Here is a 25775-nt window from a genome sequence, read left to right as displayed (position 1 = left end):
ATTAATTATTTTCTATAGAAAGGAGTATCTGCTATCAGGATCATCACCTGGACCGACTTTTTTCCTTACGCATTTTACTATCCAATTTAATAATGGATTCCTTTGAAGATAAGTTTGCATTTGCAAAAGCGGATTAATTGCAAATGAATCTATATTATTCGTATCATTTAAAGAATTAATAAAATGATATTCAATATTCCATACCCATAGGAATTTTACGATGAGGCTAAGCATAAAGCTTGCATAAATCGTGTATTCAGTCGGAATATTTGATACATCGAGAAGAAAATCTAACATTTACTCACCTCTGAAATGAAGGGCAATGGATATATTATAATGGAATTTTTATATTCAAGCAATTGAGAAACCCATCCATATCTAACAATTTCTGATTTTATTTGTTGTACGATGAATATGGAAGTAATAGAATATAGTATGGACTTACTATTTGATTGAACGGTGTGGTGTTTTGTCTTTACTAAAACGTAAAAATGTTTATAAAGTAGCAAAGATATTTGTTCCATTTCTTATTTTATTTTTGATAGGATTAGAAGCAAAAGGGTTATTTAAGGATTTCAACTGGGATTTAATCAACCATTATTTGGACAGGTTATCGATTCAAAACATCTTAATGATGCTAATTATTGGATTGATTGCATTGTTTCCAATGTTTTTTTACGATGTAATTCTTTTAAACATTTTTCATGTAAAATTGCCGAAAAGCAAGTTATTATTTTACTCGTTATCTGCAAATACTTATTCGAACTTAGTTGGTTTTGGCGGAGTGGCGGGAGCTACCTTAAGATCTTATTATTATCGCAGGTATGTGCCAGATACTGTTCCTTATATTCGAATTATTGCAAAGCTTTCACTATTTTACTTAACTGGACTTTCCATTTTTTCTTGGATCGTTGTTTTCTCTGATTTGCATGTTTATGTAGAATTACGTTTGATAAAAATAGCTGTTTGGGCAATTGCAGTTTATACACCCTTATTAATCGTGTTATTTTCATTTAGAAAAAAGTTTTGGAGTCTGGAGAATATAAAGAGAGGATACATTTTTGAATTAATAACAATTTCTATTTTTGAATGGTTGTTTGTTGGGATTTGTATTTGGGGAATTGCTCAATTATTAGAGGTTGCTGTCTCATTTTCAATAATATTTCCGATCGTTATTATTTCCGCATGCGCTGGAATTATTAGTTTAATTCCAGGTGGCATTGGGTCCTTTGATCTTGTTTTTCTCATTGGGATGGAAACGCATGGAATTCCAGCAGAAGTAAGCTTGTTAATAATCATGTTTTATCGCCTAAGTTATTATATTTTTCCTGTATTGATTTGTACGCCATTTGTTTTCTATCAATTTTGGGGAAGTCGAAAGACAAAGCATACGTAAAGGCTGCTCACATGGGCAGCCTCTCTCTGTATCATAATAGTGATCGAGATAAGATTGCCTATTTTTAAGCGATTTTCGGGTAATAAAAGATCTACAGGGGTAAAATGTGAATAAGGAATTCTTTAGCTTTTTAGGAGGTCTATTTATGAGTACATCATTTTTAGATGATAGCTTGACATTACATACAGATTTATACCAAATCAATATGGCGGAAACTTATTGGGCAGATAATATACATAATCGAAAAGCCATTTTTGAATTATATTTTCGGAAGACACCATTCGGAAATGGCTATGCGATTTTTGCTGGATTAGAACGAGCAATTGAATTTATTAACCAGTTTCGTTTTTCTGAAAGCGATCTTTCCTATTTAAGAAATGTATTAGGCTATGATAAAGACTTTCTAAATTATTTAAGCACGCTCACCTTTACTGGCTCAATACGTTCGCTAGAAGAAGGGGAGCTTGTTTTTGGTAATGAACCAATTATGAGAGTTGAGGCACCATTGGCACAAGCACAATTAATTGAAACTGCCCTCTTAAATATAATTAATTATCAAACATTAATTGCCACAAAAGCTGCTAGAATTAAAGAAGTCATTGGTGATCAAATGGCTATGGAGTTTGGTACTAGAAGAGCACAAGAAATGGATGCAGCTATTTGGGGTGCACGAGCAGCATATATAGGAGGCTTCCAATCTACTTCGAACACAAGAGCTGGAAAAAAGTTTGGAATACCCGTTTCAGGAACTCATGCCCATGCTCTTGTTCAAGCATATCAAGATGAATATACCGCATTTCTAAAATACGCAATAAGACATAAAAATTGTGTCTTTCTTGTCGATACATATGACACATTAAAATCAGGTGTTCCTAATGCAATAAAAGTCGCACAAGAACTTGGAGATAAGATAAACTTTATTGGCATTCGACTTGATAGTGGAGACCTTGCTTACTTGTCGAAGGAAGCTAGAAAAATGCTTGATGAAGCTGGTTTTCCTAATGCAAAAATAATTGCTTCAAATGATCTGGATGAATATACGATCGTGCATTTAAAAGGCCAAGGTGCAAAAATAGATGCATGGGGTGTTGGAACAAAATTAATAACTGCTTATGATCAGGCAGCTCTCGGTGCAGTCTATAAACTTGTTTCGATCGAAAACGAAGATGGAGAAATGATTGACACAATGAAGATAAGCGGGAATCCAGTGAAGGTTTCCACACCTGGATTAAAGAAAGTATACCGTATTATTAATAATGAAAATCAAAAATCTGAAGGGGATTATATAGCTTTAGACGATGAAAGCCCACAGGAAGAAGAACGATTAACGATGTTTCATCCTGTCCATACGTACATCTCGAAATATGTTTCAGACTTTAAAGCAAAAGAGCTTCATAAAGATATTTTCCTTAATGGACAACTTGTCTATAAAATGCCAAAATTAATTGAAATTCAACAATTTGCAAAAGAAAATTTGAATGTGCTCTGGGATGAATATCGCAGATCCTTGAATCCAGAAGAGTATCCAGTCGATTTAAGTCAAAAATGCTGGGATAATAAAATGCATCAAATCCAATCCATAAAAGAAAAAATAAAAAAATCAAACTCCAATAAGGAAAGGTAACAAAAATCAACAACATAAATACTATGGCAAAGGGAGCTGAAAATAGATGGTTTTACAAAATGAAATCATAAAAAAATTACATGTTAAAGCAAACATAGATCCAAAAACAGAAATCAGAAAGCGAATTAATTTCTTAAAGGATTATCTAATAAAAACGAAATCAAAAGGGTATGTTCTTGGAATTAGTGGAGGACAGGATTCCACTCTAGCAGGTCGTCTTGCTCAGTTAGCAGTAGAGGAATTTCGTAATGAAGGAAATGATGCCATTTTTGTAGCTGTTCGACTTCCTTATGGAGTTCAAGCAGATGAAAATGACGCAATAATGGCATTATCTTTTATTAAAGCTGATCATGAATATGTATTTAATATTAAAGAATCGGTAGATGAAATACAAAAGGAGTATAATAAAATCGTAAAAAGCAACCCTTTAAGTGATTTTCAAAAGGGGAATGTTAAAGCCAGAATGAGAATGATTGCACAGTATGCCTTTGGAGGCGAAATGGGCTTATTAGTTATAGGAACCGATCATGCTGCTGAAGCAATAACAGGCTTTTTTACTAAATATGGAGATGGTGGGGCGGATGTCACTCCATTAACAGGACTAACAAAAAGACAGGGGAAAGCACTGTTAAAAGAACTAGGAGCAGATGAAAGATTATATTTGAAAGTGCCAACTGCAGATTTACTTGATAATAAACCAGGACAAGCGGATGAAACAGAGCTAGGCAACACATATGATGAACTTGATGATTACTTAGAAGGAAAGCAAGTAAGAAAAGAAGCTGCAGATAAAATTGAAAAACGCTATCTTCTATCCGAACACAAAAGAAGAATTCCGGCATCCTTACATGATGAATGGTGGAAATAAATGGGATTTGTTAAAAGGTTAGTGTTGAAAAAGCTATTTTGTTGTTGATTGGAGCGGAAGGCGCGAGACTCCTGCGGGAGAAGCGAGTCAAAGGGAGACCCCGCAGGAGCGAAAGCGACGAGGAGGCTCCCGGACCGCCTGCGGAAAGCGAGTGCCTGCAGCGGAAATCAATAGGGAAGTTTAACTTAGCCAATTATTAAACCAGCACATAATTATAAGATAATTGTGCTGGTTTTTGAATAAAAAATTAAAATTACACTAGTCTACAACTATATAAGCAATCATTGGTCCGTTTTGTTCTTTACTGTAATGGGTGTGACAAATTAAACGATAGACCCCTTTTTTATTGAATAGAAGAGGAACAATCGTATCTTCCCCTTTTTTAACAACTCCTTTAATCTCGGTTCCTTCAATTGAGAATGGGTGTTCAGCTCCATTAACTCCCGAAATCACAAGATTAACTTTTTCACTTTTTTCAACAAAAATGGTTCCAGGGTCCCAGCGGTAAGATTCAATCTCTTTTCCATTTGGCAATTTGGCTTTAAATTCTCCTGTAACCATATGAATCTCTCGAACTTCATCGTTAGACCCTTGGCTAAAAACTGTTACGGCATCATTTTTTACTAATAACCAAATCGATGCTGATGCAATAGCTAGAAAGACAACTAAGAACATGATGATGGCTCTTTTTTTCAAAACAATAAATGGCATTTAATTCTCTCCTTCCCTTAATATGTTTGTCCATTATTATAGATATGCAATTAGGGGGCGAGAACTTGTCTAAAACATTTACTTTCATCTTAAAAAATCCATTCAATAGATAATTGCTAGGAGTTTAGACTTTATTTTTTTACTTATAAAAAAGAGAAAGAAGAAAATCTGAATTTATTAGCAGAGGCTGTCCCATCATTTCTTGGTATATTAATAGAAGAGGGGAAACCGATCGTTAAGCATTTGCATTCTTCTTTACATCGATCTTTCAAAAAAGATATTCTTCAAAATTTTAAAAACCAGCCAGAAGATGAACTGCTTAAAAGGTATTTCCGAGATACAGATGATTGGATAGATGAAAAAAAATACCTAATACAAAAATGAAAATTTCTCAATCTGAAAATATGGTTTATAATAAAAATCAATCTCCATTTACTAGATTAACTTCAGAAACTGACTTTCATCTTTTACTTCCTGCAGCAGTTAACAATGAAAATAGGAGAATTTGGTCTCAATCAAAAAAACTACTATATTGTTCAAAGAAAAAGTGTCTCAAGGCTGATAGTTTGGCTTAATGAGATACTTTTTTTAATTTTGTTACTCTTCAACATTGAATCATCCAATTAATTTTTCATTTTTGTAACAAATATAAGTCATTTACTTTTTTTTGCATTTATTTTGGTACAATCATTATTGGATAAAATCTATAGGAAAATGGATGGATTTTTTATGAAAAAAATTATTTTATGTATACTAGTCTTGAATTTTTTAACATTTAAAATAAATGAAGTCCATGCAGAAGAAGCTTCAATTCCTGAGATCGAGAGTGAAGCTGCTATTCTTATTGACTCTAAAACTGGAGCAATTCTATACGAAAAAAATGCGAAAAATAAAATGTTTCCTGCAAGCTTAACAAAAATTGCTACAGCTATTTACGCCATTGAAACTGGAAATTTAGATGATGTTGTAACTGTTAGTAAGGAAGCAGCTAGTACAGACGGTACAAGTGTGTTTTTAGAAGAGGGAGAACAGGTTCCTTTAATGAAGTTAATACAAGGAATGCTCATTAATTCAGGAAATGACGCAGCGATGGCCATAGCTGAGCATTTAGATGGAAGTATAGACATTTATGAAGAAAAAATAAATCAATATTTACAAGAGAAAGTAAACGTAAAAAATACACATTTTACAAATCCCCACGGATTGTTTGATGAAGATCATTATACGACAGCTGAAGATCTAGCACTAATTACTAATTACGCACTCAAAAATGAAACGTTTAGAAACATTTACGGAACGAAAGAATTGACATGGAGTGGAGAATCATGGGATACAACACTATTAACCCATCATCTCATGCTGAAAGGCGAGATTCCTTACGAGACTGTAATTGGAGGAAAAACCGGTTATGTTCAAGAATCAAAATATACCCTTGCAACAACAGCTAAGAAAGATGATCTAGAGTTAACTGCGATTATTTTAAAAGGGGAAAATGATAAAGTTATTTATAATGACACTAAGAATCTATTTGACTATGGTTTTAATCAGTTTAAGCATTCTATCATAAGTAAATCTGATGAATTTATTACTGAAGGTAAATCATATACAACTGGATTGAAAGACGTTATGGTAACGGTTCCTAAAAGTTCATATGAGAAAAAAATTACTGCAGATGGAAAGTTGAATTTCACTAATGCTGAAGGTGAGATCATTCAAACCATTCAATTATTAGAAAATAAGAAAATGCAAACTGTCTCCAATCATCAGGTAATAAAAAAGGATGAAAATAAGACGATGGGCATTTACGGAATATTTGCCTTCTTTCTATTTATTCTTGGAGGGCTTGTAATAGGAGCAAGTAAAAAAATAAAACGATAAGCATTTATGTTTGCTTATCGTTTTATTTTTTTATGAACACCGAAATCGATATTAGCATAAGAAATGATATGATAATCATTGTTAATACAAGGGTCCATGCAAGGTTCATATTACCCGATTCAATTGACATATAAATAGCTGTTGACATCGTTTGTGTTTTCCCAGGGATATTTCCAGCAAACATTAACGTTGCCCCAAACTCGCCTAATGCTCTGGCAAAGCTTAGAATTGCACCTGAAACAAGCGATTTATATGCAAGTGGCATTGTGACAAAACAGAATACATGCCACTCACTAGCTCCATCTACTCTAGCTGCCTCGACAATTGCACGGTCAATTTCGGAAAATCCTGTTTTAGCAGATTGATACATAAGTGGAAGAGAAACAATAGTAGATGCAATGACTGCTGCCCACCATGTAAACATGACAGGATGGTTAAAAATTGATTGAATCCATCTTCCCACAGGACTTGTATTACCAAATACCACAATCAGAAGAAAACCGATAACAGTTGGAGGGAGGACAAGGGGAAGTAATAGAATTGTTTCTGCTACGACCTTGCCCCGAAAATGGCGATGCGCCATAAATTTTGCTAATAGTGTTCCGATGACGAAAACAATAACTAATGATACTATAGATACTTTTAAAGAAAGTTGAACAGGAGCTAGAAATTGGTCAGTCATTCACATCATTCCAATACAGAAAAACCATATTTTTCAAAAATATCTTTTGAATCATCTTCTTGTAAAAATTGATAAAAAAGTTCTGCTTCATCCATATGTTTCGTTGCTTTAATAATCCCAACTGGGTATACGATAGGATCATGACTTCCTGCATCAGCTTCTGAAACTACAGCAACTTTATCTGATGTAAGTGCATCGGTTTTATAAACGAGGCCAGCTGCTACATTCCCTGTTTCTACATATGTTAACACTTGTCTAACATCTTTGGCAAAAACAATATTGTCCTGAACTTTTTCCCATAGTCCTAAATGTTCAAGTGTCTGTTTGCCGTAATTTCCTGCAGGTACAGCTTCTGGTGTTCCAAGGGCAAGTTTACCATCGCCAAGATCTGCAAGATTTTGAAATCCATCTATCGAATTCTTCGCATCTTTTGGTATGATTAAAACAAGTGTATTTTTTAACATATCAATCCCTTGATTTTCAGCGATAATCCCTTGTGTTACTAGTTCATCATATTTGTCTTCAGCAGCCGAGAAAAACAGATCAACAGGAGCTCCTTGGATGATTTGCTTCTGTAAAGCACCAGAGCCTCCGAAGTTGAATAAAAGCTTAATATTTTGATGTTCTTTTTCAAAAAGTGGTTTTATTTCATTAAACGCATCTTCTAAACTTGCAGCCGCAGAGATAGTCAGCTCCGTAGTTTCTTCTTTTTTTGTTGATGTCTCGGTCGTTATTTCTTGCTGCTTATTCGTATTGCTATCAGGCTGACTGGCTGGTTTGTCTGTTGAACAGCCTCCAAGTATAATCATACAAATAAACATAAAAATAATGGAAAATCTAGTTTTCATTTCTTTCTCCCTTTCTAGTTATAATTATGTATATCTAATTCTAACTAATCATAACTAAATATAACTAATTATAACAGTAATATTTATCACAATAAATAAAATAGATAGGAGTGATCTCATGTCTGACAATAATATTTCGTATACGATAGAAGAAGTTGCTTCATTATTAAAGGTATCCAAATTAACTGTTTATGATTTAATTAAAAAAAACGAATTAACCTCATATCGAGTAGGGAGGCAAATGAGGGTCGATGCAAGCGACCTTGAAAGCTATAAGGAAGGAAAAAAGAATAAAGGAAGGCAAGTAGGGAATAGTGAGGCTATTGTCAATGATAGTCCAAGAACATTTGTTATTAGCGGACAGGATATTGCTTTAGATTTGCTTGCGAAACAGCTCGAAAAAGAGACTGAAAACATTAGACCGCTTCGATTATATACCGGTAGCTTAAACAGCCTTATATCTATGTACAATAATCAATGCGACTTAGTAAGCCTCCATTTATTTGACGGGGATACAGGCACTTATAATATCCCATATGTAAAAAAAATCTTAACCGGTTTCCCATTTATCGTGATTAACTTCCTATCAAGATGGGCGGGCCTATATGTGCAAAAAGGAAATCCCAAAAATATTACTGGATGGAAGGACCTAAATCGTGAGGATGTCTCTATCATTAATCGTGAGAAGGGATCAGGTGCACGAGTGCTATTAGATGAACAGCTGCGCATACAAGGTATGCGTTACAATGAGGTAAATGGTTATCATATAGAGGAGACAAGCCACTTATCAGTCGCCGCGGCTATAGGTGGGGATCGAGCAGACATCGGAGTAGGAATTGAAAAGGCAAGTAAAATAGTGGGTGTAGATTTTATCCCATTAATTAAGGAAAGGTATGATTTAATCCTGTTAAAAAATGAAGCGAATGAGGATGTCATTCGAAAAATTAAAGAAATTTTATCTTCAGAAGAAATAAGGAAAGAGCTTAGCTTGATGGGGGATTATGATTTATCAGAAACTGGCAAGGTTATATTTGAAACATACTAGGTGATAAAAGACTAAAGAATTCAATTCTTTAGTCTTTTATGTACATATTTATTTATTGCATCCTCTGTTCAACTTCTTGACAAACTTCATCTGCTGTTAATCCGCTGGCTTCAATAATGGGGGCTTTTGTTGAAACATCTTGCATTCCCATGAAATTTGAATCCACTCCACTTACAACGCATGCAGAGCAATTTTCTACATCTGCTGCAGACTTTAAATCAACAACATCATAACCTTTTTCGCGAAGTGCATCAGAAACATTTGTTAATGACTGTTCAACTGCAATTTTTTTCGTCATTCATTACACCTCCTCCGTTGATAGAATGGCTTTTTAACCATATTTTTATTCTGTGCTTTCCGTGAATAGAATATTGTGAGAAAAGGGACAGTAAGGATGGAGGTGAAATTTTTTATGAAAAAACGAAAAAAAGATCCATCTAAAGCTGGATTAAGTTCTCCGGAAGTGAAAGGACAGGGTACAACGAATACAGAAACAGGGGGAAGGACTTCCTCATCGGCTCGCCATAAAAAGAAGAAGCAGGATTTCTAGCTTCTGATACATGTCGTGATACATAAACAAGGAAAATAAATAGCAGGAAGGTGAACCTTCCTGCATAAAGAATTTATCGCAAATTAACGGGCTGTAAGATCCCCAATTCAAGAAGGATCAACACTAGTAATGCCCGATTAGTTCAACTAACAAACAGTAGGGGATGGAAAAAAACCGCTGAATGATGTTCCAATTTATTTATACATTTCAGCAATTTGTTTTTGTAAATCAGTGTTCTCTAAATATTCATCATATGTCACTTGTTTGTCAACATAGCCATTTGGTGCAAGTTCAATAATACGGTTTGCAATGGTTTGAATAAACTGATGGTCATGAGAAGCAAAGATCATTGATCCTTTATAATTAATTAAACCATTGTTTAATGCTGTGATGGATTCCAAATCTAAATGGTTAGTTGGCTCATCAAGCAGGAGGACGTTTGCGCCGCTAAGCATCATTTTTGAAAGCATACAGCGCACCTTTTCTCCCCCTGAAAGAACACTCGCTTTCTTTAAGACTTCTTCACCAGAAAAAAGCATTCTTCCAAGGAAGCCTCTTAAGAAGCTCTCACTTTGATCATTAGGAGAGAATTGACGAAGCCAGTCAACAAGATTTAAATCACTGTTCTCAAAATACACTGAGTTATCTTTTGGAAAATATGCTTGAGACGTTGTTATTCCCCATTTAAATGATCCGCTGTCAGCTTCCATTTCACCCATTAATATTTTGAATAAAGTTGTTTTCGCGATCTCGTTTGTCCCAACAAAAGCAATTTTATCATCTTTATTCATAATAAAACTCACATTATCAAGTACCTTAACACCATCAATTGTTTTGCTTATTCCTTCTACACGCAATAAATCATTTCCAATCTCACGCTCTGGCGAGAACCCAACATAAGGATAACGTCTAGAAGATGGCCTAATGTCATCAAGTGAAATCTTATCAAGTAGTTTTTTACGTGAAGTTGCTTGTTTTGATTTAGATGCATTGGCGCTAAATCGGGCAATAAACGCCTGAAGCTCTTTAATTTTTTCTTCTTTTTTCTTATTCGCATCTGAAGCCATACGAAGAGCAAGCTGGCTTGATTCGTACCAGAAATCATAGTTACCGACATAAATTTGAATTTTACCAAAATCCAAATCAGCGATATGAGTACAAACTTTATTTAAGAAATGACGATCATGGGATACAACAATTACTGTGTTTTCGAAGTTGATTAAAAACTCTTCCAGCCACGCAATAGCTTTAATATCCAAGTGGTTCGTCGGCTCGTCTAGAAGAAGAACATCAGGCTTTCCGAACAAAGCTTGTGCAAGCAATACTTTAACTTTTTCAGAACCGGACAAGTCAGCCATTTTCTTCACATGAAGGTCTTCTTCGATGCCAAGTCCTTTAAGTAGAATAGCAGCTTCAGATTCTGCCTCCCAGCCATTAAGCTCCGCAAATTCACCTTCAAGCTCAGCCGCTTTCATACCATCTTCATCTGAAAAGTCAGCCTTCATATAGATGGCATCTTTTTCTTGCATAACCTCATATAATCTTGCATGACCCATAATCACCACTTTTAATACTTCGAAATCCTCGTATTCAAAGTGGTTTTGCTTTAATACTGCCATTCGTTCACCAGGGCCTAGATGAACAGTTCCTGTCTGTGATTCAATTTCTCCCGATAAAATTTTTAGAAATGTTGATTTACCCGCACCATTTGCGCCAATTAAACCATAGCAATTACCTGGTGCAAATTTAATATTAACGTCTTCAAAAAGTTTGCGATCACCGTAGCGAAGACTTACATTATTAACAGTTATCATTTTTTTATATTCCTCCAAAAAACATAATCTATAAAATTATACCACTTTCAGTTAGAAATCGCTATTTCTATAAGTAATCTTGAGAATGAAATTATTTAAAAAATTTAAATAAAGACAGGAGATCAATAAAAAAGATAGAATATTAATAAAGAGGTGCTTTATAGAATTTAAATGATTAATGTTTTTTTCCTGAAACAAAAATTTTAATAAAATTCATTAATATATTAACTAGTTGTTCATAGTTTTTTCATAATTTTCTAGTACAATTAAATCATTCAGGCAGGATAAAGGAGTTTTTATTGTGGCCAAAAAACAGCTCGTTGAATTAGTAAACCGATTAAAAAAAGCAGGGATTAATGTTAGCTTTACAAAGCCGAGATCAAAAATGCTGATCGCTTTTCCTCAAAACAAAAGCTTATCCTCCAGCACAAATTAAGCTATAAAAGTGAAAAATCGTTGAGCGATGATTCGTTCAACGATTTTTTATTTAAGCGAATAGGAAAGATTAATTTTATTAAAGTACTAATTAAATTTCTTTCATAATTTTATAAAAGATATCATCTTTGTTAAATTCTTCTCCCATTGGGAATTTCTTGATAAACTTATTATTTTCATCGATTAAATATACAAATGTACTATGGACATAGAAGCCATCGCCTGGGTCTCTGTACTGAAATTGAAAAGTTCCTGCTAGATCACGAATTTCCTCTTGATCTTTCTTAATATTATTTGGATCCCCAGTGAGCAAAATCCAGTTTCCATCATCTTCAATATCGAACGTATCCATATATTTACGCATTACTTCAGGTGTGTCTCGATAAGGATCAATGCTGATGGTTAAAAATTCAACTTTATCCCCATAAACTCCCTCTTTTTCTAAATCATTTTTTAAAAGCTTCATTTTTTGAGTTGTCGTCGGACAAATATCTGGACAATGAGTATACATAAATTCAACTAGCTTTATTTTTTTATTCGATTTAGAAAAATCATATACCTCATCATTCATAGTTACAAGTGTAGTATCATCTGGTATCTTAGAAGTCATATCACGAATGACAAAAAATGAAATACCTGCTGAGATTCCTAAAAAAACAATAATTCCACATATTATATATACTTTTTTCATTATCTCCCCTCCCTATATAAGGATAATGAAAAAAAAAGAAAAATCATATGGATAATATGTGAACTTATCACGGTCAAAACGCTACGTCTTATGGAATTCGCCTGACTAGGACTTCGTGTTCCTCGTCAGGCTTATACGCGTTGTCGATCCCACACATAGAATTTTCTTGTTCATTGAATTTTTTTGTTTAAGCGCTTGCGAAGCGCACGATTCGCTAGTACTCAACTGTGTGACAGGATAAGGAAAACTGAAGCTGTAAGACATCGCACGAAGAAAAAGCGTTCTTCTTTTTCGAGTGGTGATATGTTGGTCAGCAAATTAATCTTTTATCAAATAGAAAAGCCAAAGGAAATCATAAAAACTTCCTTTGGCTAAAGATTTATCCTATTTACTTCATGGAAATCCAGACACTTTTCACTTCTGTATAGTTGTTAAGAGCATATGAACCCATTTCTCGGCCAATTCCGGATTGCTTGTAGCCTCCAAATGGAGAAGCAGCATCAAAGGCATTGTAACAATTCACCCACACAGTTCCGGCACGAAGCTTATTGGCAATATAATGAGCGTTTGCCACGTCCCGAGTCCATACTCCAGCAGCTAGACCATACTCGCTACTATTTGCTCGATTAATGAGTTCATCGAGATCTTCATATGGTAAAGCAGAAATGACTGGACCGAAAATCTCTTCTTTTGCGATCGTCATTTCGTCGTTAACATCTGCAAAAATAGTAGGGGAGACAAAGTACCCCTGTTCTTGAGGTTTCTCACCACCAACAACAAGCTGTGCACCTTCATTTAATCCTTTTTCAATATAGCCTAAAACACGATTTTGCTGTTCAATTGAAACAAGTGGCCCAATCTCTGTATCAGAATGAAGACCAGCACCTTGTCTAATCTTTTTCGCATGTGCAGCCATATCAGCAACAACATTATCAAATTGCTTCTTTTGAATAAAGACACGTGAACCAGCACAGCAAACTTGCCCCTGATTAAACATGACTCCATTTAAGGCACCTGGGATCGCTTTTGACAGATCTGCATCAGGAAGTATGATATTAGGGGATTTTCCGCCTAATTCGAGTGTTACACGCTTCAATGTTTTTGAAGCTCTTTCCATTATCATTTTCCCAACTTCAGTCGAGCCAGTAAATGCAATTTTGTCGACTAATGGATGATCAACTAGCGGCTGACCTGCAGTTTCGCCAAAACCAGGAACAATATTTACAACACCTGGTGGGAACCCGGCTTCCTGAATTAATTCAGCTAAATATAAAGCTGATAACGGAGTTTGTTCTGCAGGTTTTAAAACAACTGTACATCCGGTTGCAAGGGCTGCACCTAATTTCCACATTGCCATAAGGAGAGGGAAGTTCCAAGGAATGATTTGTCCAACAACTCCGACAGCTTCATGACGAGTATAGTTAAAGAAAGGACCATTCACGGGTATTGTTTGCCCCACGATTTTCGTTGTCCAGCCTGCATAGTAGCGCATATGTTCTATTGCAAGAGGTATATCCGCATTCGTAGTCTCACGAATTGGCTTTCCATTATCCAAAGTTTCTAATTGTGCTAATTCAGCACTATTGGCTTCCATTAAATCAGCAAGTTTATACATGAGACGGCTTCTTTTAGCAGACCCCATTTTAGACCATGGGCCTTCATCAAATGCCTTCCTAGCAGCACGAACGGCAAGATCAATATCTTCAGCACCGGCTTCGAATACGTGAGCGAGAACCTCACCAGTTGCAGGATTATATGTTTCAAATGTCTTCTGAGACTTGCTTTCAACAAATTCTCCATTAATATACAAATGTTTCTTGCCACTTAAAAATTTCTCAACTTTCTCTTTTAAACTAACAGTTAATTGACTCATAATATTCCTCCTTTAAAATGGTATTCTATGTATTTCTTGATGAAAATTATGAGAAGATTGCGTTTGTGTGAACGCTTACAATTCTATGTTAACACTATGAAAATTTGATAATCAATAAATAGTTGAACAAATATTCTGACATTAATCGACATTATTTCGTCATATGGAAGGTTTTCGTGAAGCATCTTGAGAAGAAGCTCTGGATCTTGTAACGAATAAATTAAAAGGAAATTATGAAAAGGATCCTAAATCAATTGCATTTTGGGGTTCGGGTCAACAAACAATAATGGATGGCTATGTATCTGTTAAACTTTGGAAAGCTGGTTTATTAAACAATAATATTGATCCGAATGCAAGACTTTCATGGCCAGTGCAGTTACCGGTTTCATGACTACTTCCAATCTGATGAGCCAAGATTTAGATGAAGCAGATGTTCTTGTCACATGGGGAGCTAATATGGCCGAGATGCATCCTGTTTTATTTTCCCGATTAACAGCTAGAAAGCTCTCGAACCCAAGTGTTAAACATTTTGATTTAACAACAAGATTTTCTCGAACATCGGAAACAGTAGATTCTGTTCTTGTATTTAGGCAACAGACCGATTTAGCAATTGCCAATGCAATCGCTAATTACCTTATTCAAAATAATATGTATGATCAAAAGTTCATTGACGAGCATCTCAAGTTCAAAGCTGGTACAGAAAATCTGGGACATTCCTTTAAAGATGACTATGATGTAACAGATGGGAAGATGCAGATAAGGTTTGGGACTTTACCTTTGAAGAGTTTAAAAAAAGTGTAAGTGTATACACGCTTGAAAAGGCTGCTGAACTTTCTGGTGTTCCTGCTGCTGACATTGAAGCTCTGGCAAAAGAGGTCCAGAGAGTGTTTTTACTCTATTCACTATAACTGATGGAGCCAAGCTTATAAATACCCCTGTTCTGAATCCGAATGAGAGCCCTTGTACATTTTGCCGAAAATGTGTAGATGTATGCCCAACTGATGCACTAAGTATTACAAGTTTTTTGGAAGATCCATCACTAGGAAAGGCAACGATTCAAAATAAAAGCTGCCTTTCATTCAAAGAGGTTATGTGCGATTACTGTGTCCGTTCATGTCCCGCCGAAGGGGCCATTGCATTAATAGATTGAAAACCAATGATTAACGCTGATCACTGTACTGGGTGTAGCATTTGTGTTAAAAACTGCATCTCAGATCAAAAAAGCAGGGAGAGTAAATATGTTGTGGCTGGTGATTGCAGTCTCTGTGGTGCATGTGTAGACCATTGCCCATTTGATGCACTAAAAATTACGGCTCAAATGCCGCTTTCACGCAAAAAAGTAGATAGCAAAATTGAAAAAGAAAGTGCAGAAAAGGAAAGAATAGCTAATTGAAATAAAATCCAATAATTTAATGTGTATTCATTGTGGCAAAACCATTTCGGTTTTGCCTTTTATATGCTTATAGCTCAATTAATCAAATTACCATTTGAAAGTGAACTTGCTTTTTCACCAAATTACTCTAATGATCGTCATCTATTAAAATGAAATTAAGGAACCTTTTTCCAATTAATCCGTAATTTATGATATTGTAAAATTACTAGATTCGATTGGGGTGTTGAAATTGGAAAAATCACTTTCCATAAAGGTGAGAAATCTTTCAAAAAGCTATGGATCCTTTCATGCAGTAAAAAATGTTAATTTGGAAATTAAAAAAGGCGAGCTTTTTTGTTTTTTAGGACCAAATGGAGCTGGGAAAACAACTACAATTAAAATGATGACAGGTCTCCTTGAACCTGGTATTGGAGAAATTGAAATAGCTGGCACAAACATATGGAAGTCACCAATTGAAGCAAAAAAGAAAATGGCCTATATTCCAGACCATCCGATTCTATATCCGAAGCTTTCTGGGAGAGAGTTTTTAAGATTCATTGGCAGTGTATTTCAAATCGATCAGGATGTATTTGAAGAAAGAATGGAAAAATATCTTTCGCTTTTCGAGCTATCTGGAAGAGCAGATGAGCTAATTGAATCCTATTCACATGGAATGAAGCAAAAGATTAATTTATGCGGGGCGTTCATACGCCAGCCAGATGTATTATTTTTGGATGAGCCAACAGTTGGTCTTGATCCAAAAGGAGCAAAAACATTAAAGAACTTATTACAGTCTATGTGCCGCCAAGGGATGACAGTATTTATGTCAACTCATATTCTTGAAATTGCAGAACAAATGTGTGATAGGGTCGGCATAATAAAAAATGGCGAAATCATTGCGATTGGAACAATGGAAGAATTAAGACAGAAGGAAGGGAAGACACAATCTTCACTTGAAGATTTGTTCTTGGAATTAACCGGGGATGCAGATACTTTACATCTTATTCAAGAACTAACCGACGATGATGAGAAGGTGGAGAAATGACGAAGAAATTACTCCTTCTTTTCTGGAAAATGGGAAAAAATCAGTTCCGTACAGCACCGGACAGTACAAAAATTGCCGTAGTGCTTTCTACAATTGCTGCTCTCTTTGTCACCGTTATTCTCAGTATTGGGGTAGGAGCAATGGCGACGATATTACCAAGAGAGTCTTATTCCAGCTTGATTTCCTTTGCATTCTCAGGTCTTTTAGCATTTAATATATTATTTGGTGTCCCACAGGTGTTTAAAAACCTATATGGTACGAATGATTTAGCTTTTTTATTTACTTTACCGATAAAAACAAGAAGTATCTACTGGGTGAAATTTTTGCAAAGCTTTGTTGGGGTTCCTGGGGTTCTTTGGATATTTTCAATTATATTATTAACTGTTTTTGGAGTTGTAAGTAAGGCTAGCTTTGTTTATTTCCCTGTTACATGTATCGCATCTTTAATGATTACATTAATTGGGATGAGTATTGCTTATTTAATAAATTTGCTTCTGATCCAAATAATTCCTGTACACAGAGCAAAGGAATTAATGACTGCTATGAGTGCCCTTGCTGGTCTATTTGTATATGTGCTATTTCAGCTTCCAAATTTATTGAGTAAAAATGAGATTGAAGAAGAAGTACTTGGTGAAATGCCGCAAATGCCAAAATGGATTCCAATGGAATGGGCAGGCAGAAGCTTAAATGAAGCTTCATTTGGGTCATCTGAATTTATTCTTCCGTTACTATTGCTTTTAGTGCTTGTGATATTTATGCTATCTTTATCAGCAGCTTTAGTTGAAAAAGGCTTTCGAACAGGCTGGATAAAATTGAATGAAGGTAATCGCCCGAAGAAAAAGAGAAAAAGGAGCAAAACAGCCGTAAAAATCCACCATCCAATAATTGCTATTGGCATTAAAGAATGGAGAGCCATACACAGGGATATGCGTGAATGGGTAATGTTCCTGCCATTTCTTTTCTTTATGTTCTTTCCGGTTATTTCTATGATCAACGACAAGGACAGTCTGCAATTTATCATTAATCATCCAGATGTATCTTGGTTAATTGCTCAAGGAACTTTCTTGTTTATGTTTCCATTTCTCACAGGTGGTTTTGCTTCCTCCTCCATTGGACGAGAAGCATATTCCATCCACCTATTGCGTATATTGATTATCAGGATGGACTATAGCATTGGGTAAATTCTGGATCAATTGGCTTATTCCTGTATTGTTTTTATCACTTTTAGAAATAGTTGGAGGCATCCTATTGAATTGGAGTCCTATCCAAATCCTATTTGGAATATCTGTAATTTCAATCATGTCTTTAGGCATTGCTGGGATTGGCCTTTGGATTGGTTCGGTCGGCGCAAAATATAATCCTAATAATCCGCAGAATAGGCTGGAAACAGGGGTATCATTCTTACTAATGTTTCTGTCATTTGGCTATTTACTAATTGCAGCATTACCTTCCTTTTTAGTTCTTATACCTACCGATGCTATCGATTTATTTAAACAAGGGGAAAGCCCTACTGGAATCTTTGGACTGCTCGTATCTCTCCTTAAATGGAAAGCTGAAAATAAAACATTATTAATGAGCATCTCAGTTTTGTTTACTTTGATTATATCAATGGGTGTCACGCTAATAACATTAAACCTTAGCGCTAGAAAAATAGATAAAGGGTTAACAATAAATTTTATCTCAAATAAAAATTAATAATTGTGCCTCCAGAAACGCTGGAGGTTTTTTTTAAACCCTATTTATGAAATTTAGTATATCGAAAGGCTTCCAATAAGTGCTACAATATTATTTGCTTAATTGAAAGAATAGAAGGAGTTACTTCAATGGATAAACATATAAAAAGAAATATTTTGACAATGCAAGGCTTTTACTTATTAACCTTTTTTGGTGTTGGAAGCTTATATCCTTTACTAAGTGTATATTTAAGTGAAGTTGAACATTTAAATGGGGTTCAAATTGGTACGATTATGTCTATTAATCCAATTGTCATGATATTCTTTCAACCATTATGGGGAATGGTTTCAGACAAAAGGAATGCTCCCATAAAGATTCTTACTATAACAACTTTCATTGCGGGAATTTTTGCCTTGGGCTACACCTTTTTTAACGGATATGTGTGGCTGTTTATCATCGCAATCGCGGTTGCTATTTTCCAAAGTGCCATTATCCCAATATCCGATAGTTTATCGATCAAGTACACAAGTAAGGTAAAAATGAATTATGGCAATATACGATTATTCGGTTCACTTGGGTTTGGAATCGCAGTATTTGTAATGGGAAGGCTTTCCGAATGGAATCCTGAAGTAATATTTTATTCTTTTTTTGTTTCGTTATTATTAGCAAGCTTTCTTGCTTTAAAAATGCCTACTGAAAATTCTTCTAGGAACCATAATCTTCTTTCGGGGGTAAAAGAAATCCTTGTTCATAAAAAGTTTCTCATATTCCTTGCTATTACATTCCTTATTTTTGGCCCTAATCTTGCAAATAATAATTATTTTGGTCTTTTTATTGAAGATAGAGGAGGCACCTATACAGGGATTGGGATTGCCTTTTTAATTGCTGTTTTGTCGGAAATTCCTTTTATGAGAGTAGCAGGTAATTGGATTCATCGCTTTGGATTATTGCAAGTTGCGACCTTTGCTGGAGCAGTTTCTTTAGTTAGATGGCTGTTATATTTTACTGAACCAAGTCTTTGGCTCATATATGGTACGGCCATTATTCAAGGATTTTCAATTGGGCTTTTCATACCGGCCGCTCTTCAATATATAAGAGATATTACACCATTGCATATTACGGCAACAGCTATAACATTATATTCTGCTTTTGGTAATGGAGTCGGAAATTGGTTCTGTACTTTCATCGGTGGAATCATCTATGAAGAATTTAATATTTATGCTGTATATTTGTTTTTTGGTTTATTAAGCGTAATCGGATTATTTTTGTGTTTTTGGTTATTGAAGGAAGAAAAGGTAAGTGCAGTAGCACGTACAACCGCTAAACAGTGAAATGAATAAAACTGAAAAAATTAGAAAACTGCTTAAACTTATATGAATTTTAATAAAAGAAATCGGCTTCCTCGCCGATTTCTTTTTTGAATCCCATGAATAGGTCGAGATATACTAGTCAGTCCGTCTTATTCTTATTTGCTCGACTAGCTATCAGCATTTTCACTTCATTATAGGATAAACCGGATTGACTATTAAGTTGTTTTACCTTCTCAATATCAGTTCCAACCACTGTGAATTTTTTCATCGTTTGATTTTCATCCAATTTATACCCTCCATTCATCGCTAATTTATTCCCTTAGTAAGAAAACAGTTCATTTAGGATAAATTTCCCTAAGATGTTCATACTAAGGAAAAAGGGGGCGTTTGCTATTTTTTTCAATAGAAAAGGTCAAGACGATAAACCTGAAGTTGTTATGCTTAATACAGAAGTCTATGCCTGCAGCCACGAAAGCTGCAATGGCTGGATGCGGAAAGAATTTGTTTCTGATGATTTAAAATGTCCATTATGTGGAAATGAAACAAATGTCGAAGTACGGGAATTACCACAAATTGAGTAGAACTGCTGATTAAACTATTTTCGAAAAGACTGTTGATTTCGCACAACAGTCTTTTAATATTCATTATAAATTTTCATTTTGTTGCCCAAGCTCTTTTTCACTAATAAGGACATTAGCAAATTCAATTGCACGATGTTCATTAATTGATTCACCAGGATCGTTATTATGATTCGGAAATTTTTGCGCTTTATTCGCTTGAGCTAATGAAATTCTTTTATTTACTAATGATTGTTTTTTCATTTAATAACCCCCTTTACAAGCTCATTATATGAAGCCTTATCCATAACTTTTCATATAAAGGTATTTATTATTCATTTTTCAATATAAAGAAAACTGTTAGAAAAACTTGGCATTCGCCAAGTCCTTTTTGGAAAAATAAGAAAGTATTAGTTTTCATGAGTTTGAGAAATGTCTAGCTTCAGCGCCTACCCCCTCGAGGTCATAAGCCAATCCTCCCAGAAAGGTAAAGAACACCTTTCCGAGAGGATTGGCTTATGCTTGTCGGGGGTGATCAAGGCGCTTGCGCTTTTCTTATGAATGCCTTAGTTTTTCTTATGCGATCTTATTAGCAGATATTTAATTGAACACACACTTTACTTTAGTGCGTTAATAAACTTAAACTTTCCTGTTAGCTAAAAAAATCTCCCCAAAAATGGAGAGACCTTTTGATTATTCATAGCTTTTTTCAAGTTCGTTAACTAAAGTGCCAACATAAGATACTGCCTTCCGAATTGCATCTGGCTTTGACATATCAATTCCTGCGTGTTTTAAAAGATCTAATGGTTTTTTTGTACCGCCAATTTTTAGAACATCAAGCCAACGGTCAATGGCTGGCTGACCTTCTTCATTTATCATTTGCATCATTGCAGTCGAAGCGGTTAAGCCTGCAGAATATGTGTAAGGGTAAAGTCCCATATAATAGTGCGGCTGGCGCATCCAAGTAAGTGCAGCATATCCATCTAGCTCGACGGCATCTCCCCAGAAGGATGAAAGAGTATCCATTTTTTGCTCACATAATGTCTTTGCGGTTAGCGGAGTTCCTTGTTCTGCTATAGTATATATTCTCCGTTGGAATTCTCCTTCAAGCAAGTGGGTAACGAAATTATGGTAATAAGTCCCCAGAAGTTGAAGAATAACCCAGCGTTTCATTCTTTTATCCTCTGTACTGTTCATTAAATATTGACCAAGGAGTAATTCATTCATTGTTGATGGTGCTTCAACGAAATATGTGGAGGGACGAGTGTTCATGATTCGCTGATTCTTATTAGCTAGATAGAAATGGCCCGCATGCCCAAGCTCATGTGCGAGTACGAATGCTCCACGCATTGTATCTGTCCAAGTAATTAATATGAATGGATGTGAGCCATATGGACTTGCACAGAAGGCACCAGTTGCTTTACCAATATTATCAGCTCGATCAACCCATCGTTCTGTTAATCCTTTTTCCATTATTTCGGAATATTCCGGTCCCATAATCTTTAATGCTTTTAGTATTACACTGCTTGCTTCAGAATACGTAGTTTGCGGGTTAAATTCAGGATCCAATGGTGCTTTTAAATCACAAAATAGCATCTTATCCAGTCCTAAAACTCTCTTCTTTAAATGTGCAAATCTGCGCATATGAGGGGCAAGTTCCTTTTGAATGATATCTAGCTGATTATGATACATTTCTTTTGTTACATGCTGTGCTTCTAAAAGCATATCTGTTACTGACTCATATTTACGAAGCTTTGCTAATGAAACTTGTTTTTTGACCTCAGTTGAATATACAGCTGCAAAGGTGTTTTTATATTGTGTTAATGATTCTGAGAAAGATTGGTAGGCATTTCTTCTGATCGTTTTATCTGGAGAAAACTCATAACGATCCTCGAAAAGAGCGAAAGAGTTTGGCTGCTCATTGTCATTCTTATCAACAAAATTAGAAAATTGCATATCAGCAAGCTTTGCAACCTGATAAATAGAATATGGAGCTCCATGTATTTCCCCAAGTGCTGCTAATGCTTCCTCTGTTTCGGGAGAGAGCTGATGTTTTTTTGTCTTTAATAAATCCATCAATTGAGTAGAAAAAGGCTCAAATCTACTATCATCCGCAATATATTCTTCAACAGTGCCCTCTGGCATAGCAAGTATTTCTGAATCAATAAATGATAATGAAGCTCCGGCTTTTGCTCTTAGCGAAGCCATTATAGAAGAATTCGCTTGATTAATAGGATTGGTTCCATCTTCCGATTGACGTAAATTAGCATATGTACCTGCTTGTACTAACCTGATCATTATTTTTTCTTGAGCTGAAAGACATTTATATAAAATGTCTGCATTAGTATGGAGCTGACCTTTATATAATTTGAAGGTTTCAATTTCGTTTTCAATCTCTTTTATTTCTTGTTTCCATTCACCTTCATTGGAAAATAAATCCTTGAGATTCCATGTAGCATCTTCTGGAGCTTCTGAACGTAATAATCTAATGGCAGCTTTTGTAACCAATTTAATTCCTCCTTTATTCGCATTGCTAAAATTTTGTATTTCTAAAAATTATACAGGATAGACTTTAAATTGGATATATTTTTCAAAAAAATGAAAAAATAAAAATGGGGATTTTTTGAAATTCCTCCTTTTTGTAAAAGTGGAATAGGAACTTAGATTCTTATATTGGGGATAAACTTTTTGGAACGATATTTTTAAAAGGTTATAAGTAATAAAACGGCATCCAAAAAGGGTGCCGTTTTAAAAACTATTTAGTAAATTATTTCAGTTGGAAAACCCAATTAACAAACCTGTAATAAACTATTCAATCTTTTTAGATAAACATCGGTCACATTCCAATAGGTAGGAGTCTTCATGTTCCTTCATGTTTTGACCGCATTCTTGACATATTTTCCGTGGCAGTGTTTTTATTGCTTCAATTGAACTTTTCAACAATTTCCCCACTCCTTTTTATAATACAGATTTTATTTGCCTTGCTTGTTATATAACAGTATACACAATTAGTAGTTAAATGTGTAGTGTATTTTCTGAAAATTTTTATTATGTATCATTTTTTCGCCTGACAGTTATTAATGTTTACACTATAATGAGATTTTTTTGATTTGCACTTCCAACAAATGAAGGATTGGATTACAATCATAGAAGATATTATAAATACCCTTAGAAAGAAAGAGGGGAAGGAACATTTACATTTTTGGCATGTTAAAGTTGATTAATCCAATGCTTATATTTATTGCGATGATTCTAACATTTATCGCTTCCTATACAGGTTTAGATTTATTTACTCTTGTCCGATCATCAGAACGAAATAGAAGATTTCTATTTTGGGGAGGAACATTTTCTCTTGGAGTCGGTATATGGATCATGAATTTTATAGGGATGTTAGCAGTAAACATAAATGGTTCAGGCAACTATCATATTCCTTATACTGTATTATCACTCATATTAGGGATATTCTTTACGGGGCTGGCCTTTTATGGAGTTATTGATCGGGAGTTAAAACGTAATCAACTTTGGATAAGCAGTTTTTTTATGACTATTGCAGTATTGTCAACCCATATTACTGGTATGTTTGCAATGAAGATGAGCATCCATTTCAGTCCAACACTATTTATTTTGGCAACGCTGCTCATTTTTGGTTCGTTTATTTTCTCTCTGTGGATGTTATTCCATTCAAAAAGTCTTTCGAAATTCAATGAATTTTGGATTAAGCCTGTAAGTTCACTCCTTATTACTGGGGCAATTATAGAAGGGTATTTATTGCTTTTACGTACTACCAATGACTTTTATGGATCAAGTTTTGATAACGAAGTAGCTTCATCAAAGTCGTTTCTCATATACTTAGTGTTGTTCGTATCTATTCTAATTTTAAGCGGACTAGTAGGCTCAAGAACAGTTGTTGGAAAAAGATTGGTTGATAGCGACACTTACTTAAAGGACATTGAAGCAGCGCTAGATGAATCTGCAATCGTCACAATTACAAACTCAGACGGTATCATTACTTATGTAAATGATAAATTCGTTGAAATATCAAAGTATGAGAAAGACGAGATCATTGGAAAAACGCATCAAATTTTAAATTCCAACTATCATTCAGAAGAATTTTTTAGAAACCTTTGGAATACAATTTTAAGCGGCAACATTTGGTCTGGTGAAATTCGCAATCGGTCGAAAGATGGAAGATACTATTGGGTTGAATCAACGATTGTTCCATTTTTAAATAATGAGGGGAATCCTTATCAATTCGTTTCAATTAGAACAGATATCACCGCTCTAAAAACAACAGAAGCGCATTTGAAGGACACTATTAAAGAAGTAGGAGATATTAAATTTGCACTAGACCAATCCTCAATCGTCGCATTCACTGATGAATTTGGCGTGATTACGAATGTGAATGACAAGTTTTGTCAAATCTCACAGTATAGTAGGGATGAACTTATCGGTCAAAGCCATTCATTGCTAAATTCAGGATATCATCCTAAGGAATTTTTCAAAAATCTATGGATAACGATTAGGAATGGGGATGTCTGGAAGGGGGAAATTCGGAATCGTGCAAAGGATGGTACCTTTTATTGGGTCGATACAACGATCATTCCTTTTTTAGATGAATACGGGAAACCCTATCAATACTTAGCTATTCGAAATGATATTACAGAAAAGAAAAAAAACGAACAGATCTTACACAGACAGGATAAGCTAGCCGCAGTTGGCCAGCTGGCTGCTGGAGTTGCTCATGAAATTCGAAATCCGCTTACTTCAATAAGAGGATATACAGAATTCCTGCAAATGGACGAAACTAATAATGAGCGCTTAGAATATTTTGAAATCATTCTAGATGAAATAAGCCGACTTAATAATATTGTTGAAGATTTTATGATGCTAGCTAAACCGAAAGCGGTCCTCCTTGAAGAAAAAAACGTAGTTCCAATTTTGAACAATGTTCTTTCTTTGTTTGAGCTTGAAGCAAGAAAGAAAAATGTTGACTTTCGGTTTGAACCTAAAGATGATGAGATATTAATCAATTGTGATGAAAATCGTCTTAAACAGGTTTTTATCAATTTTATCAAAAATGCTATTGATGCAATGCCAGATGGGGGAAACCTCATAGTAAGTACAAATGTTTTTGACAATCAAGTATATATTTCAGTAGAAGATACTGGAATAGGAATTCCACCCGAAAAGCTTAAAAATATAGGTGAACCTTTTTATACAACAAAGAAAACCGGAAATGGACTTGGGCTTATGGTTAGCTTTCATATAATTGAGAGCCACAATGGAAAAGTTAATATTGAAAGTGAGCTTAATAAGGGTACAAAATTTCTCATAGAATTACCTGTCATTTTGGATTAATACTACTTTATTAAGTATTAAAGGAAGGAGTATAGCGCTCCTTC

Annotated in this window: 28 protein-coding genes; 16 read left to right on the top strand and 12 right to left on the bottom strand. The window is 34.9% G+C overall.

Annotated features, from left to right (window positions below):
* Positions 1–12: 12 nt before the first annotated feature.
* Entirely contained in the window at positions 13–297 is a 285-nt protein-coding gene (locus KHA94_RS05250) for a hypothetical protein (protein ID WP_213101033.1), read from the bottom strand.
* A gap of 172 nt (positions 298–469) precedes the next feature.
* On the opposite strand from KHA94_RS05250, the gene KHA94_RS05245 reads away from it, so the two are divergent.
* The 3 genes from KHA94_RS05245 (at position 470) to nadE (ending at position 3888) form a co-directional block, all read left to right on the top strand.
* A complete protein-coding gene (locus tag KHA94_RS05245; protein ID WP_213101032.1) occupies positions 470–1396 on the top strand; it encodes a lysylphosphatidylglycerol synthase domain-containing protein in 927 nt (308 codons plus the stop codon).
* A gap of 145 nt (positions 1397–1541) precedes the next feature.
* Positions 1542–3020, top strand: a complete 1479-nt coding sequence (locus KHA94_RS05240) for a nicotinate phosphoribosyltransferase (protein ID WP_213101031.1) — start codon at positions 1542–1544, stop codon at positions 3018–3020.
* Positions 3021–3066: 46 nt separating this feature from the next.
* A complete protein-coding gene (nadE, locus tag KHA94_RS05235; RefSeq protein ID WP_213101030.1) occupies positions 3067–3888 on the top strand; it encodes an ammonia-dependent NAD(+) synthetase in 822 nt (273 codons plus the stop codon).
* A gap of 258 nt (positions 3889–4146) precedes the next feature.
* On the opposite strand, the gene KHA94_RS05230 is transcribed toward nadE, so the two are convergent.
* On the bottom strand, positions 4147–4599 hold the full coding sequence (locus KHA94_RS05230) for a cupredoxin domain-containing protein (protein ID WP_213101029.1): 453 nt from the start codon (positions 4597–4599) through the stop codon (positions 4147–4149).
* Between the two features lie 729 nt (positions 4600–5328).
* Here KHA94_RS05230 and KHA94_RS05225 point away from each other — a divergent pair.
* Positions 5329–6477 carry a D-alanyl-D-alanine carboxypeptidase family protein gene (locus tag KHA94_RS05225; RefSeq protein WP_213101028.1) on the top strand — a complete coding sequence of 383 codons (1149 nt, stop codon included), beginning with the start codon at positions 5329–5331 and terminating at the stop codon, positions 6475–6477.
* Positions 6478–6499: 22 nt separating this feature from the next.
* Here KHA94_RS05225 and modB read toward each other — a convergent pair whose 3' ends face one another.
* Together modB and modA are read right to left on the bottom strand one after the other, a co-directional pair.
* The gene (gene modB, locus KHA94_RS05220; protein WP_213101027.1) at positions 6500–7159 is read right to left on the bottom strand and encodes a molybdate ABC transporter permease subunit; all 660 of its coding nucleotides are present in this window, start codon (positions 7157–7159) and stop codon (positions 6500–6502) included.
* Positions 7160–7164: 5 nt separating this feature from the next.
* Positions 7165–8007: a molybdate ABC transporter substrate-binding protein gene (modA, locus tag KHA94_RS05215; RefSeq protein WP_213101026.1), complete on the bottom strand. Its 843-nt coding sequence runs from the start codon at positions 8005–8007 to the stop codon at positions 7165–7167.
* Between the two features lie 118 nt (positions 8008–8125).
* On the opposite strand from modA, the gene KHA94_RS05210 reads away from it, so the two are divergent.
* A complete protein-coding gene (locus KHA94_RS05210) occupies positions 8126–9052 on the top strand; it encodes a substrate-binding domain-containing protein (protein ID WP_213101025.1) in 927 nt (308 codons plus the stop codon).
* Between the two features lie 52 nt (positions 9053–9104).
* Here the strand turns inward: KHA94_RS05210 and KHA94_RS05205 are convergent, their stop codons facing one another.
* A complete protein-coding gene (locus tag KHA94_RS05205) occupies positions 9105–9350 on the bottom strand; it encodes a YkuS family protein (protein WP_057770563.1) in 246 nt (81 codons plus the stop codon).
* 114 nt (positions 9351–9464) lie between these two features.
* Here KHA94_RS05205 and KHA94_RS05200 point away from each other — a divergent pair, with 114 nt between their 5' ends.
* Positions 9465–9602 (top strand): YuzL family protein, encoded by a 138-nt coding sequence (locus KHA94_RS05200; RefSeq protein ID WP_213101024.1) that lies wholly within the window; start codon positions 9465–9467, stop codon positions 9600–9602.
* A gap of 194 nt (positions 9603–9796) precedes the next feature.
* Here the strand turns inward: KHA94_RS05200 and KHA94_RS05195 are convergent, their stop codons facing one another.
* A complete protein-coding gene (locus tag KHA94_RS05195; protein ID WP_213101023.1) occupies positions 9797–11416 on the bottom strand; it encodes an ABC-F family ATP-binding cassette domain-containing protein in 1620 nt (539 codons plus the stop codon).
* Between the two features lie 301 nt (positions 11417–11717).
* Here KHA94_RS05195 and KHA94_RS26230 point away from each other — a divergent pair, with 301 nt between their 5' ends.
* A complete protein-coding gene (locus tag KHA94_RS26230) occupies positions 11718–11852 on the top strand; it encodes a hypothetical protein (protein WP_275950861.1) in 135 nt (44 codons plus the stop codon).
* A 90-nt stretch (positions 11853–11942) separates the two neighbouring features.
* On the opposite strand, the gene KHA94_RS05190 is transcribed toward KHA94_RS26230, so the two are convergent.
* Positions 11943–12542: an SCO family protein gene (locus KHA94_RS05190; protein ID WP_213101022.1), complete on the bottom strand. Its 600-nt coding sequence runs from the start codon at positions 12540–12542 to the stop codon at positions 11943–11945.
* 388 nt (positions 12543–12930) lie between these two features.
* Positions 12931–14415, bottom strand: a complete 1485-nt coding sequence (locus tag KHA94_RS05185) for an aldehyde dehydrogenase family protein (RefSeq protein ID WP_213101021.1) — start codon at positions 14413–14415, stop codon at positions 12931–12933.
* 363 nt (positions 14416–14778) lie between these two features.
* Between KHA94_RS05185 and KHA94_RS25850 the strand changes: the two genes are divergently transcribed.
* The 7 genes from KHA94_RS25850 to KHA94_RS05150 all read left to right on the top strand — a co-directional run bounded on the left by KHA94_RS25850 (position 14779) and on the right by KHA94_RS05150 (position 19837).
* Positions 14779–15216 carry a molybdopterin-dependent oxidoreductase gene (locus tag KHA94_RS25850; RefSeq protein WP_249365310.1) on the top strand — a complete coding sequence of 146 codons (438 nt, stop codon included), beginning with the start codon at positions 14779–14781 and terminating at the stop codon, positions 15214–15216.
* Between the two features lie 103 nt (positions 15217–15319).
* Complete coding sequence (locus tag KHA94_RS26605; RefSeq protein WP_213101309.1) at positions 15320–15565, top strand: 4Fe-4S dicluster domain-containing protein; 246 nt, start codon at positions 15320–15322, stop codon at positions 15563–15565.
* Positions 15566–15571: 6 nt separating this feature from the next.
* Entirely contained in the window at positions 15572–15808 is a 237-nt protein-coding gene (locus KHA94_RS26225) for a 4Fe-4S binding protein (protein WP_213101020.1), read from the top strand.
* 229 nt (positions 15809–16037) lie between these two features.
* On the top strand, positions 16038–16832 hold the full coding sequence (locus KHA94_RS05165; protein ID WP_213101019.1) for an ABC transporter ATP-binding protein: 795 nt from the start codon (positions 16038–16040) through the stop codon (positions 16830–16832).
* Positions 16829–18013, top strand: coding sequence for a putative ABC transporter permease subunit (locus KHA94_RS26220; RefSeq protein WP_213101018.1), 1185 nt, complete (start codon positions 16829–16831; stop codon positions 18011–18013). Before KHA94_RS05165 ends, KHA94_RS26220 begins: the two co-directional genes overlap by 4 nt.
* Positions 18006–18527, top strand: coding sequence for a hypothetical protein (locus KHA94_RS26215; RefSeq protein WP_213101017.1), 522 nt, complete (start codon positions 18006–18008; stop codon positions 18525–18527). Before KHA94_RS26220 ends, KHA94_RS26215 begins: the two co-directional genes overlap by 8 nt.
* A 128-nt stretch (positions 18528–18655) precedes the next feature.
* Positions 18656–19837: an MFS transporter gene (locus KHA94_RS05150; protein WP_213101016.1), complete on the top strand. Its 1182-nt coding sequence runs from the start codon at positions 18656–18658 to the stop codon at positions 19835–19837.
* A 118-nt stretch (positions 19838–19955) separates the two neighbouring features.
* On the opposite strand, the gene KHA94_RS05145 is transcribed toward KHA94_RS05150, so the two are convergent.
* Positions 19956–20102: a hypothetical protein gene (locus KHA94_RS05145; RefSeq protein WP_213101331.1), complete on the bottom strand. Its 147-nt coding sequence runs from the start codon at positions 20100–20102 to the stop codon at positions 19956–19958.
* 73 nt (positions 20103–20175) lie between these two features.
* On the opposite strand from KHA94_RS05145, the gene KHA94_RS05140 reads away from it, so the two are divergent.
* Positions 20176–20397, top strand: a complete 222-nt coding sequence (locus KHA94_RS05140) for a cold-inducible protein YdjO-related protein (protein ID WP_249365308.1) — start codon at positions 20176–20178, stop codon at positions 20395–20397.
* Positions 20398–20460: 63 nt separating this feature from the next.
* Here the strand turns inward: KHA94_RS05140 and KHA94_RS05135 are convergent, their stop codons facing one another.
* From KHA94_RS05135 to yhfH, 3 genes are all read right to left on the bottom strand, one after another.
* Complete coding sequence (locus tag KHA94_RS05135; RefSeq protein ID WP_213101015.1) at positions 20461–20637, bottom strand: hypothetical protein; 177 nt, start codon at positions 20635–20637, stop codon at positions 20461–20463.
* A gap of 429 nt (positions 20638–21066) precedes the next feature.
* Positions 21067–22881, bottom strand: a complete 1815-nt coding sequence (pepF, locus tag KHA94_RS05130; RefSeq protein WP_213101014.1) for an oligoendopeptidase F — start codon at positions 22879–22881, stop codon at positions 21067–21069.
* Positions 22882–23181: 300 nt separating this feature from the next.
* Positions 23182–23316 carry a protein YhfH gene (yhfH, locus tag KHA94_RS05125; RefSeq protein WP_213101013.1) on the bottom strand — a complete coding sequence of 45 codons (135 nt, stop codon included), beginning with the start codon at positions 23314–23316 and terminating at the stop codon, positions 23182–23184.
* Positions 23317–23601: 285 nt separating this feature from the next.
* Here yhfH and KHA94_RS05120 point away from each other — a divergent pair, with 285 nt between their 5' ends.
* Positions 23602–25731: a PAS domain-containing protein gene (locus KHA94_RS05120; protein ID WP_249365307.1), complete on the top strand. Its 2130-nt coding sequence runs from the start codon at positions 23602–23604 to the stop codon at positions 25729–25731.
* Positions 25732–25775 lie beyond the last annotated feature (44 nt).

The sequence above is a fragment of the Cytobacillus citreus genome (genome assembly GCF_018343665.1).
Lineage (GTDB): Bacteria > Bacillota > Bacilli > Bacillales > Cytobacillaceae > Cytobacillus > Cytobacillus citreus.
The sequence above is the reverse complement of the archived record's forward strand: the minus strand, read 5'-3'. Positions and strand labels throughout refer to the sequence as shown.

What these genes read in the sequence shown, in the direction of transcription:
- modA (WP_213101026.1), bottom strand. Translation starts at nt 8,007, where the DNA reads ATGAAAACTAGATTTTCCATTATTTTTATGTTTATTTGTATGATTATA.
- KHA94_RS05185 (WP_213101021.1), bottom strand. Translation starts at nt 14,415, where the DNA reads ATGAGTCAATTAACTGTTAGTTTAAAAGAGAAAGTTGAGAAATTTTTA.
- KHA94_RS05205 (WP_057770563.1), bottom strand. Translation starts at nt 9,350, where the DNA reads ATGACGAAAAAAATTGCAGTTGAACAGTCATTAACAAATGTTTCTGAT.
- KHA94_RS05150 (WP_213101016.1), top strand. Translation starts at nt 18,656, where the DNA reads ATGGATAAACATATAAAAAGAAATATTTTGACAATGCAAGGCTTTTAC.
- KHA94_RS05135 (WP_213101015.1), bottom strand. Translation starts at nt 20,637, where the DNA reads ATGAAAAAACAATCATTAGTAAATAAAAGAATTTCATTAGCTCAAGCG.
- modB (WP_213101027.1), bottom strand. Translation starts at nt 7,159, where the DNA reads ATGACTGACCAATTTCTAGCTCCTGTTCAACTTTCTTTAAAAGTATCT.
- KHA94_RS05230 (WP_213101029.1), bottom strand. Translation starts at nt 4,599, where the DNA reads ATGCCATTTATTGTTTTGAAAAAAAGAGCCATCATCATGTTCTTAGTT.
- KHA94_RS05140 (WP_249365308.1), top strand. Translation starts at nt 20,176, where the DNA reads ATGTTCATACTAAGGAAAAAGGGGGCGTTTGCTATTTTTTTCAATAGA.
- KHA94_RS05200 (WP_213101024.1), top strand. Translation starts at nt 9,465, where the DNA reads ATGAAAAAACGAAAAAAAGATCCATCTAAAGCTGGATTAAGTTCTCCG.
- KHA94_RS26220 (WP_213101018.1), top strand. Translation starts at nt 16,829, where the DNA reads ATGACGAAGAAATTACTCCTTCTTTTCTGGAAAATGGGAAAAAATCAG.
- KHA94_RS26225 (WP_213101020.1), top strand. Translation starts at nt 15,572, where the DNA reads ATGATTAACGCTGATCACTGTACTGGGTGTAGCATTTGTGTTAAAAAC.
- KHA94_RS05120 (WP_249365307.1), top strand. Translation starts at nt 23,602, where the DNA reads ATGCTTATATTTATTGCGATGATTCTAACATTTATCGCTTCCTATACA.
- nadE (WP_213101030.1), top strand. Translation starts at nt 3,067, where the DNA reads ATGGTTTTACAAAATGAAATCATAAAAAAATTACATGTTAAAGCAAAC.
- KHA94_RS05195 (WP_213101023.1), bottom strand. Translation starts at nt 11,416, where the DNA reads ATGATAACTGTTAATAATGTAAGTCTTCGCTACGGTGATCGCAAACTT.
- KHA94_RS05240 (WP_213101031.1), top strand. Translation starts at nt 1,542, where the DNA reads ATGAGTACATCATTTTTAGATGATAGCTTGACATTACATACAGATTTA.
- KHA94_RS05210 (WP_213101025.1), top strand. Translation starts at nt 8,126, where the DNA reads ATGTCTGACAATAATATTTCGTATACGATAGAAGAAGTTGCTTCATTA.
- KHA94_RS25850 (WP_249365310.1), top strand. Translation starts at nt 14,779, where the DNA reads ATGGCCAGTGCAGTTACCGGTTTCATGACTACTTCCAATCTGATGAGC.
- KHA94_RS05250 (WP_213101033.1), bottom strand. Translation starts at nt 297, where the DNA reads ATGTTAGATTTTCTTCTCGATGTATCAAATATTCCGACTGAATACACG.
- KHA94_RS05190 (WP_213101022.1), bottom strand. Translation starts at nt 12,542, where the DNA reads ATGAAAAAAGTATATATAATATGTGGAATTATTGTTTTTTTAGGAATC.
- KHA94_RS05225 (WP_213101028.1), top strand. Translation starts at nt 5,329, where the DNA reads ATGAAAAAAATTATTTTATGTATACTAGTCTTGAATTTTTTAACATTT.